This window comes from Anaerolineae bacterium (assembly GCA_014360855.1).
Classification (GTDB): domain Bacteria; phylum Chloroflexota; class Anaerolineae; order JACIWP01; family JACIWP01; genus JACIWP01.
The window spans coordinates 1-12,347 of sequence record JACIWP010000067.1 but is presented as its reverse complement, the minus strand read 5'-3'; the positions used below and the strand labels follow the sequence as shown (position 1 = coordinate 12,347).

The 12,347-nt window shown below is 65.2% G+C and carries 5 protein-coding genes; 4 read left to right on the top strand and 1 reads right to left on the bottom strand.

All coding sequences use genetic code 11. The features are described 5' to 3' along the window. Nucleotides 1-1,106 (top strand): MFS transporter (locus tag H5T60_05335; protein ID MBC7241850.1); only part of this gene is annotated, 1,106 nt, incomplete at its 5' end. Here H5T60_05335 and H5T60_05330 read toward each other — a convergent pair. Then, nucleotides 1,103-3,064 carry an amidohydrolase family protein gene (locus H5T60_05330; GenBank protein ID MBC7241849.1) on the bottom strand — a complete coding sequence of 654 codons (1,962 nt, stop codon included), beginning with the start codon at nucleotides 3,062-3,064 and terminating at the stop codon, nucleotides 1,103-1,105. The genes H5T60_05335 and H5T60_05330 overlap by 4 nt on opposite strands. Nucleotides 3,065-3,278: 214 nt before the next feature. Between H5T60_05330 and H5T60_05325 the strand changes: the two genes are divergently transcribed. The 3 genes from H5T60_05325 to H5T60_05315 all read left to right on the top strand — a co-directional run. Continuing rightward, nucleotides 3,279-4,403, top strand: coding sequence for a DNRLRE domain-containing protein (locus tag H5T60_05325; protein MBC7241848.1), 1,125 nt, complete (start codon nucleotides 3,279-3,281; stop codon nucleotides 4,401-4,403). A 460-nt stretch (nucleotides 4,404-4,863) separates the two neighbouring features. Next, nucleotides 4,864-9,948: a hypothetical protein gene (locus H5T60_05320; GenBank protein MBC7241847.1), complete on the top strand. Its 5,085-nt coding sequence runs from the start codon at nucleotides 4,864-4,866 to the stop codon at nucleotides 9,946-9,948. Between the two features lie 126 nt (nucleotides 9,949-10,074). After that, a partial coding sequence (locus tag H5T60_05315; GenBank protein MBC7241846.1) for a LysM peptidoglycan-binding domain-containing protein occupies nucleotides 10,075-12,347 on the top strand: 2,273 nt, incomplete at its 3' end.

Sequence of the window (12,347 nt, the reverse complement as noted above, 5' to 3'; positions counted from 1 at the left end):
TGGTGGCGGCGCGCTGGATCCACAAGAAGCCGCGCCGCAAGCCCTATCTGGTGTACTTTTCGCTGGGTGCTCCGCTGGCCTACTCGGCATTGGCCTGGGCATTGTTCCGCATCCCCGCCGGCCGCCAGATGATGCTGTTGGGTGTCTTCGTCCTGTGCGTCATGGTGGCGGCCCTGGTGGATGGACTTATCGGCGTGCCCTGGCTGGATTTCTTCGGCCGGGCGGTGCCGGCATCGGTGCGCGGCCGACTGATGGGGCTACAGGAACTGCTTTTCGCCATCTGTTCCGTGGGGGTGGGGGCGGTCGTCGCTTACTATCTGAGCCCCAGCGCACCGCCCTTCCCGCTGAACTTTGCATGGCTGGCCGTGTTTGCCGCGGCGGCATATTGGGTCGCGCTGGTATTGTTCCTGCCGCTGGAGGAGCCGGCGGAGGCCAATCCCACGTCAGAAGCCCAACCTACCTGGGGCGAGTATATCCCTCTGCTCGGTGCGATCCTGCGCACTGATCGCCCGTTCGTCATCTGGATGGCGGTGCGCATCCTGGGCGGGTTCTTCAGCCTGGCCCTGCCCTTTTTCGTGCTGTACGCCACGCGCGAGCTGGGCCTGCCGGCCAGCCTGACCGGCGCCTTTCTCTCGGCCCAGGTGGTCGGCTCGGCGGTCGGCAGTCTGGTCCTGGGCTATGTCTATGACCGCCGTGGCAGTCGGCTGATTATCCGGGTGGTCTTGCTCATCAGCGCCGGCATCCTGGTGGCGGCACTGTTGGCCCCGCTCCTGCGCCATACCGGCCTCCTCCTACAAGCCCTTTTCGTGCTGTTGTTCTTCTTCCTGGGCATCAGTGCCTCCAGCACCGCCGGTTTCTTCATCGGGCATATGAATTTCATTATCGACTATGCGCCGCCGGCACAGCGCCCCTTGTACATCGGGCTTTCCAACACGCTGGCCGGCCCGGTCTCCCTGGTCTCCATCCTCGGAGGATGGATCCTGCAGGTTTCCTCCTATGGGGTGCTGTTCGGGGTGACCCTGGGCTTCATCCTGGCGGCCCTGCTGTTGAGCGGTCAACTGCCGGAGCCGAAGCGGGTGATGCGGGAACGCGCGGCGCAGGCCTAAGGGCTTCCGCGGGCGGCGGCCGGCAGCCAGGCCCGATAGGCCTGACAGGGGTCCAGAGGCAGGAGGCCCGGCTCCGCCTGAGACAGCAGGGCGGTGATGTCCGCCAGGGTCTGTCCGCTTTTGGGGACGGTTGGCGCGTCGACGGCGACCCGGATGCGCCGGCGCTCCCCGCACACGGTGATCGGCTCGCCGGCGGCGGTGCCGTGCACAGCGGTCATCAAGCCCTCCAGCCCATAGACAGCCTCTCCGCCGATAATGACCAGCCGCACATCCTGTGCCCGGGCTGAAACGACCGTTTCATAGGAGTCGCCGGCGCCGCCGGCGAGGACCACCAGGTCCGCCAAAAAGCCCGGGGCAACGCTCCCCAGCCGGGTTTCCAGCCCCAACTGCGCCGCGGGATAGGTGGTCACCATATTCACCAGTGTCTCGGAGGGGATTTCCCTGTCCCACTGTTCCCGGCTCCAGCCCCTGGCGAACGCCAACTCCCGCAGGATGTCGTAGGAGCCGGTGGGTGTCCAGTCGGGCGCCAGGGAAACGGGGAGTCCAAGGGCCAGCGCCGGCCGCGGGTCCAGGGTGGCGCCATACAGGCGCAGGTTACTGCGCGGCGACCAGACCAGGGAAGCGCCGGCGGACAGCATCGCCTGGAACTCGGCGGGGCCGTAGGGGATGCCGTGGATGATGACGCTGGCCGGCAGGAGCCCCCAGCCCTGCCAGGTGGTGAACTCCGCCAGGGAGCCCGCGTCGGTGCCCTCGCTGAGATGGATGATGACCCGGCGGTATGCGCCGCTGGCCACGCGCCGGCGAATGGTCTCGCGGGCGCCTTCGTTCAGCTCCATGGGGAAAACCTCGGTGCGCAGGGCGGGGTTCATGCGCTCGGGGTTGCGCACCAGGATGCGCGGATGGGCGTAGCAGGACCAATAGGTGGTGGGGTAGGCGCCCTGTTGTGTAGTATTGCCGGCGAGGAGCGCGCGCACCTCGGCATATTTCCACATCTCGCAGATCAGGCCGCCGGCCTGCAGGGCGGAGAAGCGCTCTCGAAAGGCGCGGTATGCGGGATGGCTTTGCCATGCATAGCGGTTGGGAAAAGTCTGGCCAAAGGAAAGCTCCGGGAATATGTTGTAGGGTGGGTGGTCGTGGGCGTTGACCAGGCCGGGCAGGATGAGGCCGCCGGCCTCCACGACCGGCATGCCGGCCGGGCGGACGGTCGTGACATCGGAGATATACTGCCCCTGCACAACCACATAGGCATTGGGCAGCACGGTTTCCGGTGTCATGACCGTGCCGTGCAGGGCAAAGGGGGCCGGCGGGGGCAGTCCGATATCCTCATCGCCGCGCGGCTCGAGCTTGAAGGCATCGTAGGAGAAGAAGACCACGCCGCGAAGGAACGACAGCATGTCGCCGGCGTGGGGCAGGTACCATAGGTCTGCCCGATTTCCAACCACGGCCGTGCCGGCGCCGTCGGAGACCTCCCAGTCGCCGAAGCCCAGCACAGCGGAGCGGACAGAGACCGGGCCAAGGTCCACCAACACCCCTTCGTAGGCCTCGGCGGCCATTTCCGCACAGGGGATCCGCAGGGCCGGCGGCAGAGGGCGCCCGTCTGCCAGCAGGACGTATTCCTGGATATCTACCAGTTCGGTCAGGCCGTAATATTCCTCGACCCGGGCGCGCAGGCGCAGTGCATCGCCGGGGGTGGGGAGGTGCTCCGGGTCGTAGACATAGATGCCGCTCCAGGGGCCGCCGGCCGGCTCGGCGATGACGTAGCCCTGGCGGTACACGGCGGTGACGATGCCGCTGGTGGTGACGGTCTGGCCGGCCAGGGGCGAGGCGCCGTCGAGGGCAGTCGTGAATTGGATGGCATAGATGGGGATCGGTTCATCGCCGGGGCCGGCCTGCACGGGACCGGTGGTGCCGGCGAACAAGAGCATGATGATGCCTGCGGTGATCAAGAACTTCTGCACCGGTTGCCTCCGAGAAGAAATGGCCGGCATGTCCCACCTAATTATACCAGGGATGCAGGGAATGGCCATGCTGTATATGGCCTTCCCGGCAAGGTGCCGGCTGTGAGAGCCCTGCAAATTTGACAAAATGGCTTCCGTATCCCATTCTGCTCCCTGCACGTCTTACCCAATAAGGTTGGCAGTTATCCTTCGATAAGGGAGCGCAGAATTTGCGATGAAGCCTCGTTGGACGTGGATGGGCATTACTGCCGTGTTGGTTTGTACCGCCGTGTTGTATCTGTTGTCCGGGGCGTTCCAGGCGCCGGCGCACGCCATTCCCCCTCAGCCGGCGGTTTTCTGGGGGAGCGTCCTCATGGATGGGGGGAACGTGCCCGCCGGCTCTCCGATTACTGCCTTCGTGTATAACGGCACCACCCCGGTGGAATGCGGACATGCCGTCGTGCAGATGCAGGACGGGCAGTCCGTATATGCTATTGCGGTGAACGGCGATGACCCGGATACGCCGGCCAAGGACGGCGCGCAGGATGGCGAGACGGTGTATTTCTGGGTGGATGTGCTGGGGGAGCGCCGGCAGGCCCAGCAGACAGGCGTGTGGCACAGCGCCGCGACCAGCTGGCTGGACCTGACGATTGCCGGCCCGCCGGCCACCGCTACCCCAACGCCGACCGCTACATCCACCCCTCGGCCGACTCCTTTCCCCAACGGGAGGAAGGTGTTTCTGCCCCTGGTGACCAAACTACCGCCGCTGAGCGGGCCGCTGACGGTGGTGGTGTTTCAGGAGGGGAGCGGGGGGTATGCCGGCACGCGGGATACCACGCTGGATGCCTGGTCCCCGTACAGCAACTTCGGTGGGGATGGAACCCTGCGGGTGCATGCCTACGATGTGCGCAGTGCCCTGCTGATGTTTGACCTTTCCTCCATTCCCAAACGGGCATATGTGGCCGAAGCGCGGTTAGAGCTGTATGCGGAAGGGCGCACTGCCGAGGCGCCCCTCTCTGTGGCAGTGTATCGTGTCAAGCGGCCCTGGTCTGAGGGGAACGCCAGTTGGCTGTGGGCGGATGTGGGGCAGGCGTGGCAGGAGGCCGGCTGTAACGGCGTCGTGGATCGCGAGCCAAGCCCTCTTGCGACGGTGCTGGCCACGCGTGCCGGCTGGTGGTATGTGTGGGATGTGACCCTTTTCGTGCAGGATTGGGTGCAGTATCCCGAGAGCAACGCCGGCGTCCTGCTTCGCACGCCTTCTTCCAGCGATTGGGTGGAGTATCAGTTCGCCTCCTCCGAAGCCCCTAATCCTTCTGTGCGTCCGCGCCTCACCGTCGCCTACCGTGTGGCGGCCCCGTAAGAATTTCGGGATCGGATATACTACCTGGCCCAAATTGGGCGTGCAAAACCGATAAGTTATGGTATAATGTAAGCGATATGTTTGCCGGCAGGGAGAGCGGTTCCGTACCGCCGGCGTCCCTCCTGCGTCTTAATGTACGAGCGCGTGCCATATCGCCCCAGCGCGCCGGATCGCGTGCGGATGCTGTGTCGGCCTGGGGTGGGCCGGCCCCGAAGAGCACCTCTTTGCCATCGCGGTTGCTCTGGCATCTGGATAGGTCGGATGAAGACCGATTGGATCAACAGGGCAATATGCTGACGTATACTTTTACGTTAAGATTTCCCCAGTTATGTAATTTGTATTGACACAGGATAGCACGTGTGATATTATGTATACGTGAAGGTTCCCGCGCAGGTACGAGTCCGGCTGGTGGTCATTGCCTACACATCGAGTGGCAGGCTCAAGAATAAAGGAGGATGCTATGCGTAGGACATTCCCCTGGCAGGCGCTGTGCGCCGCAATGATCGTCGTCATGGTGGTGGGATTCCTTCTCCCGAACGTCATGGTTGCGCCGGCCTCCGCCAGCTCGCCCCAGGCAGGTGCCGGACAGGATGTGGGGGCTTCACAGCTTGGCGCGGGGGAGTATAACACCCTGCGGGTCTATGGGCGGGACAACGAGGGCGCCGGCAATGCTCTCGCCGTCGATCCCATCACCTCCCTTGCCCCGGAAGATCCCCCCTACACGGACTTGGGCTCCATCTTCGACCCGCAAGGGCCGCAGGCGCCGCGCAAGGATTTCATCACGTGGGATCCCATCTGGATGCATGAGGAATACACCCCGGATGAGAACCAGCGGCTCTACCAGGACATCTACATCAGCGGCATCAATGGGTCGGAGAAGGTCTACTTCCGCATGTGGTACGAGCCCCGCCATCTGGACAAGGACCTGAACGCCGATGGGAGCATCAGCGAGACGGTGGATATCGTCTATCCGGCGCTGATGCAGGAGTTCACGTATCAGCTCACCGACATCGGCTATACTCCTGGGGCATCGCCCAGCCGTCTGCCGTTGCCGGCGGTGGGGAATGCCGGCAGCACCTCCTTTGTTTTCCCGATGGCCATGCGCGCCGGCGACCTCTTTGACGGTAGCGGTAACGTGGACACCACGTCCGGCAACGCCCGCTTCGGTTACGGTCTGACCAGCCTGGATGCCAACTTCGACGGCGCCGGCGATATCGTCAACATCGACAGCGAGGCCACCCTGGCTACCAAGCTGGGCCTGCCGGCGGGGACCTGGCTGGACTTCGACGGCGACGAGGCGCTGGATAATCTGAGCACGGACGGGGCCCCGCTGAGCGGCGACGAGCTGGTCGTGCTGAGCCTGAACCCGGTCCGGCTGGGTCTCGGCGAATCCGTCCAGTTCCTGGATTATCTGGTGACCCTCCAGGCGGTGGGCGACAGCGATGCGGTGGTGCTGGTGCGCTATGTGGGCGACCGCATCCCGGATGATCCGGCGCATGCCCATACCATCCCCAACGGCGCGGTGCGCTTCATCGATCGCCACGGTTCTGAGACGCCGGCGCCCAACGGCGGTGATGGGGTAGCGGCCGTGCCGGTCAGCCCCTTCTTTGTCCAGTTGGTGGCGGTGGATGCCCGCGACAACGCCGCGACCGTGCGCATCGGCCGCGGCCTGGGCGCGCCGTACAGCGCCATGGAAAGCGCGCCGTTCTCCGCCGACTTGCAGCCGGGCGACCCCTGGTTCCTCAAACGCTTCTACGTGGATGGTCATGAGTACAACGTGACGGCGATCGGCACGATAGGGACCGAGGGCTTCCGTTTCATCACCATCCGCACTCCCGTGCCGAAAGTGCCGGTCTACATCGCTCAGCATTCCATTGAACTGCAGGATTACGGGCCGTTAGATTGGCTGTCGGTGATGCCGCCGTATAACTACGAGCATTTTATCTTCACCGACATCCAGACCATCACCCGCTTCTCCGATGAGACGGTCCCGCCGACGACCGGCACGACACCCGATATGGTGGAGCCGTTCATTGACTATGTCGGCCGGCTGGTGGGCCCGGTGCCGCCCATCCTCCAGCACAACGGCCCCTTCCCGTACTACGGCATCAACCCCAACGTGCCCTACGGCGACCCGCGGGAGATGTTCCTGTTCTACGTGGCGGAGGATGTCAATTGGCAGTACCTGGGCGAGCTGAAGGAGCTGTACGGCGAGGTGCCGAACCCGAACACCGAAGATCCGGTGCCCTTCAGCGAGTTCTGGTACGTGCAGCAGTTCTGGACCCAGCCGTGGGCCTATACGGAGCTGGTGCTGCCCGATATCCAAGCGAGGCGCATGCCGGCCGGCGTGCGGGACCTCTATCTCCTCACCAGCTCTTTCCTGGCGGATCAGACGGAGATGCTGCAGTGGATCCAGGACAGCCCGCCGCCCTGGGCGTATAACCTGGTGTGGGACCCGGTGCGCGAGACCTGGGTGCGCAACACCACGGTGAATGATTTCGCCGGCTATTGGGCGCCGCGCGATGTACCCCGCGTGCAGTTCTGGTTCGATCCAGCGGAGGGCGGGAAGAAGTACAAGGACGAGGAGGGCATCCGCCTGTACGGCCGCCTGAACGAGGGCGCCGGCATGGGCACCGTGGGCGACTATATTGACCCCGTCAACGGAGCCTATCCGGTGGAGGTCATGCCCTACAGCGATCCCTGGGCGCCCTTCAACCCCGACCTGCCCGAAGCGCCGCGCAAGGACTCCCTGACCTTCAATCCGGTGTACATGAGCCGCGATAACAGCCTGACCGATCCCTTGCGCGGGCTGTATGGGCAGATTTCCGTGGAAGGCCAGGATGCCCGCGAGAAGGTTTTCCTGCGGATGTGGTATGAGCCGCAGTACTACGACAAGATTCGCATCGCCGACTCGTCTATCTACAGCTTCCCGGCGGTGATGCAGGAATTCACCTACATGGTGCTGGATACCAACGACAAGCCGACGCACGGCCGGCCAGGGGCTACCAACATCGCTTTCCCCATGGCTACCGATGCGGATGGCCTGCCGCGGCCTGATCCGAGCACCCGACAGTTGCCTCCCAGCCGGCTGCCCAGCTTCGGCTACGGCATCAACAGCTTCGATGCCAACTTTGACGGCACGCCGGACATCGTGCGGGTGCATTCGGAGTTCAGCCTGAACCAGTATCTGGGCACCGTGACCCTGGACTTCGACGGCAACGGCTCCGGGTCTGATTTCCTGGACCCGGATGGTGTGGGCGGCAACCCCCGCATGACCGGCGACGAGAAAGTGGTCTTCGCCGTGCAGAACATCCACCTGCGCATCGGCCAGAGCGCCCAGTTCCTGGACTACATGGTCACGCTGAACAATGTGGCCAGCACGCCGCTGGGCGTGGCCCAGGCGCAGTTCCAGCTCTGGTACACGGGCGGCGGGCTGTTCCCACAGCCGGGCGGCGGCTATTCACTCCAGCCTCTGCCGGTGCCCAGCCTGGGCTCCACGACGGACCTCCAGCCGGGTGATGCCGCCATCGCCGGCCGCAACCGCGGCTATGTCCGCCGCATCGCCAACGGCACGGACAACCTGGGCTCCGTGGACGGCGGCTGGTTCATCTACGTCCACAGCGTCAACCGCACGCTGGAAGAGGCGACCATCACCATCGGCCGCGCCCTGGGTGCCACCTATTCCGCCATTGACGACGGCGCCGGCGGTCATGACCTCGAGCCTGGCGATCCGTGGTACCTGAAGCGCTTCTTCGTGGACGGCCACGAGTACAACGTGGTGGCTATCCGGGCGGAGTATCAGGGCGATGCCGGCGTCAACGAGGACCCCACCGAGTTCAAGTACATCACCATCCGCACGCCGGTGCCCAAGGTCACCTTCGTCAACCAGCAGGACTCCCAGGTGCTCCAGGGCTACTTCCAGGGCCTGGTGTGGGACGTGAACACGGATCTGATCTCGGTCATGCCGCCGTTCGACCGCACCCATACCATTTCCGAGGATATCGTGACCCTGGATCCGGCGAAGTTCGCCATCCCCTTCTGGTATGACAGCGACTGCGCCGGCATTGCGCGGCCGTCGCGGGTGGTGCCGGCATTGGATATCTGCATCATCTCGGAGGACCGCGACCCGCAGTTCTTCGGCGAGCTGAAGCAGATACTGGATACGGCCGGCGAGAACCGCTGGAATACCCAGCAGTTCAACACCCTGCCCGACCGCTTCACTGAACTGCGGCTCCGGGCCGGCGAACTGTACCTGCTGACCTCCAACTGGCGCTCCACCGAGAGCATCGCCCACTTCTACGGCTGTCCTCTGCCGCCGCTGGACCCGACGACGCCGGACGACCCGCTCATCACCTGGAACCAGCAGGTGGAGCTGGCGGCATACCGCGGCGGCGACAGCCCCATTAGCATCCCTGCGCCCAACATGGGGCCCAACTACGCTATGCTGTACTGGCCGCCGGTGCCACAGCCGCCCGCACCTCCCACCAATCAGTACCTGGCGGATTACTACGATGGGCTGTTTGACCAGAACGACATCTGGATGAACAGCCTGAGGGTGAAGTTCTGGTACGATCCGCAGGATGTGGAGGACATCTACGTCAACCGCTACACGATGACGCCGGCGGTGCGCACCATCAACCTGCGGCAGGGCTGGAACCTCATCAGCTTCGATGTCTTCCCGACGGACCCGGCCATTGCCTCAGTGCTGTCGGGTATCGCCGGCCGCTACACACGGGTGCTGTCCTTCGACTGCAACGCAGGGACGCCGGGCCTGAGCTACTATCCGGACCTGCCGGCGCTCAGCAGTCTCCAGCACATGGATCCGTATCACGGCTACTGGATCTACATGAACTCCAGCGCCACGCTGACGGTGCAGGGCTTTGAGATCCCGGACAGCACGCCCATCTACCTGTGCGCCGGCTGGAACCTGGTCAGCTACCTGCCCGAGTCGCCTCTGCCGGTGGACGTGGCGCTCCAGAGCATCGACGGCCTGTACTCGGTGGTGCTTGGCTGGGACAACGGCGCCCTGTCCTACTACCCAGACCTGCCGCCTGGGCTGAACAGCCTGCATCAGATGGAACCCGGCCACGGCTACTGGGTGAAGCTCACGGCGCCGGCGACCCTGGTCTACCCCGAGGGCTTCGCCATGGCCGCTTCCGAGCTGGAGCCCAACGTGCTGAGCACCATGGTGCCGCCGTCCAACATCTGGGCCAACTTCGTGGCGCTCAACTCCCGCTTCCACGGCGATCCTCTGCCGGTGGGCGCGGTGGTGCGGGCCTTTGACCCGGACGGCGTGCTGTGCGGCGAGGCAGTCGTGGCGGTGGAGGGCGGCTTCGTCATGGCGGTCTACGGCGATGATCCGCAGACGCCGGAGGACGAAGGCGCGGAGGTCGGCGATATCATCCGCTTCACCGTCAACGATGAGCCGGTCATCACCATGCCGAAGGACCCGGTGTGGCCCGGCAACATGGAGCGGGTGGATATCGTCATCGGGCCTCTGCGCTCTCTCCTGCCCATCAAAGTGAAGCAGTGGACAGAGCAGTAATCACAGACCGTCGCCATGGGGGAGGCCAGAGCAGCGGCCTCCCCCACACTAACAGAGCCTGACCGCGCGTGCAGTGTCGCGAAACTCTGCACGTCGAGGGGAGAAGTTGCGCTGAAGGAGGCAGGAATGCCTGAAACATTGTCGAAACGCACGCTGTTCCGGTGGTTACTGCTGGCCCTGCTGGCGCTTCTGCTGGCACTGCCGGCCACCGCCGGGGCCCAGGGGCCGGTTCCCACCAACGAATGGGTCAACTTCTACGGGCTGAACACCCTGCTGAACGGGGCGCCGGTGCCCCCAGGGGCGGTTATCACCGCCTATGACCCGCAGGGGGTGCTGTGCGGGCAGTTCGTCGTGCACACCGCCGGCCGCTACGGCGTCATGCCGGTGTACCGCGACGACCCGATGACCGCTGCCGATGAGGGCGCCAGCCCGGGCGATACCATCACCTTCCACATCAACGGTCTGCCGGCCACCGCCCTCGGGCCAGGTTCGCCCGTGTGGACGGCCAACGGGGATGTCATCCAGGTGGAGCTGAGCGCCGGCGGTGTGGTGCCTCCGACGAACACGCCGGTCCCGCCCACCGATACCCCGGTGCCGCCGGCAAATACGGCCACGTCCACCCGCACCTTCACGCCGGTGCCCCCGACAGCTACGCCGGCCGCGCCCACGGCGACCTTCACCGCTGTGCCGCCGGCCACCTCCACGCCCGGCACCACGCCGCCGGAGTGGGTGAACTTCTACGGCGAGAACTCCACCTATGACGGTGGGCCATTGCCGGTCGGTGCACGGGTGGAAGCCTGGAGCACGGACGGGGTGAAGTGCGGTGAGTTCGTGGTGAACCAGGCCGGCTACTACGGCCTGCTCTCCTGCTACCGCGCGGCCAACGGCCAGCCGGGCGTCCAGCCGGGCGAGAACGTCATCTTCACCGTCAACGGCCGCGCCGCCCGCACCCTGGGGCCGGATGCGGCGGTCTGGACGGAAATGGGCGCTCGCCTGCACGTGGAACTGGACGTCCCGCCGCTGACGCCCTTCCCGACGGCCACGGCCACCCATACCCCGACCCCGACGCCGGCCGGCGGGACATCCGTACCGCCGGAATGGGTGAACTTCTACGGCACTGCCACCACCTATTACGGCGCGCCGGTGCCGCCGGGGGCGTTGGTGGAGGCGTTCGCACCCGATGGGACGAAATGCGGCCAGTTTGTGGTGATGACCGCCGGCCAGTACGGTGTCCTACCGTGCGTGCGCGCACCGCTGGGCGTCCCGGGCGCGCATCCTGGCGACACGATCTCGTTCAAGATCAACGGCCGGCCGGCCAACGCCCTTGGGCCTGACTCGGCGGTCTGGACCATCAACGGCGACGTGCGCCATGTGGAGCTGGAAGTGCCGCCGCTGACGCCCATCCCGACCAATACGCCGGCGCCCACCGTCACCTCCACGCCCTCTGGACCTCCTGGCTCGCCCGAATGGGTCAACTTCTACGGCATTAACACCATCTATGAGGGCCAGCCCATCCCGGTCGGCGCAGTGGTGCGGGCATGGAGCCCCGACGGGGTGGAATGCGGCAGTTTCACCGTGACCGAGCCGGGCAAGTACGGCCTGCTGGCCTGCATGGGCGCGTCCATCGGCCTGCCGGGCGCGCATCCGGGCGATACCATTTACTTCACCATCAACGGGCGCGCCGCCCTGGCGGTGGGGCCGGACAGCCCGGTCTGGACGACGAACGGCGACCTGCGCCATGTGGAGCTGTTCATCCCGCTCTCCACGCCGACGCCGTGTCCGATTTGTACGGCTACGCCGACGCCGGCGCCTGGCACACCGACGCCCACCTCGCCGGCGCCCACGCCGACCCCGACCGCCACGGTGCCCGGCGCGACGATGACGCCGGCGCCTACCCCCACACCCGGCGGCCTTTGCTCGCAGGGCATCGTCTATACAGTGCGTTGGGGCGATTGGCTGTACAAGATCGCCCGATACTTCGGTGTGTCGGTGCAGGACATCCTGTACTGCAACTACCTGCCTAACCCGAACTACCTGCGCCCTGGCCAGCAGTTGTTCATCCCTGGCGTGACGCCCACGCCGGCGCCCACACCCGGTGCGACGCCCACGCCGTGCCCCTCCACGGTCTATATCGTGCGACCGGGGGATACCCTCTCGGGGATTGCCTGGCGTTTCGGCACTACCGTGCGGGCCATTATGGCCGCCAACGGTCTGGTCAATCCCAATTACATCTATGTGGGCCAGCGCCTGGTGATTCCCACCTGTGGGGATCCGCCGCCCTCTGGCCGCACATATATCGTGCAGTACGGCGATTCGCTCTGGAAGATCGCTATGCGGTTCGGCGTCAGCATGTGGCGCCTGGCAGTGGTTAACAACCTGTACTATCCATACATCATCTA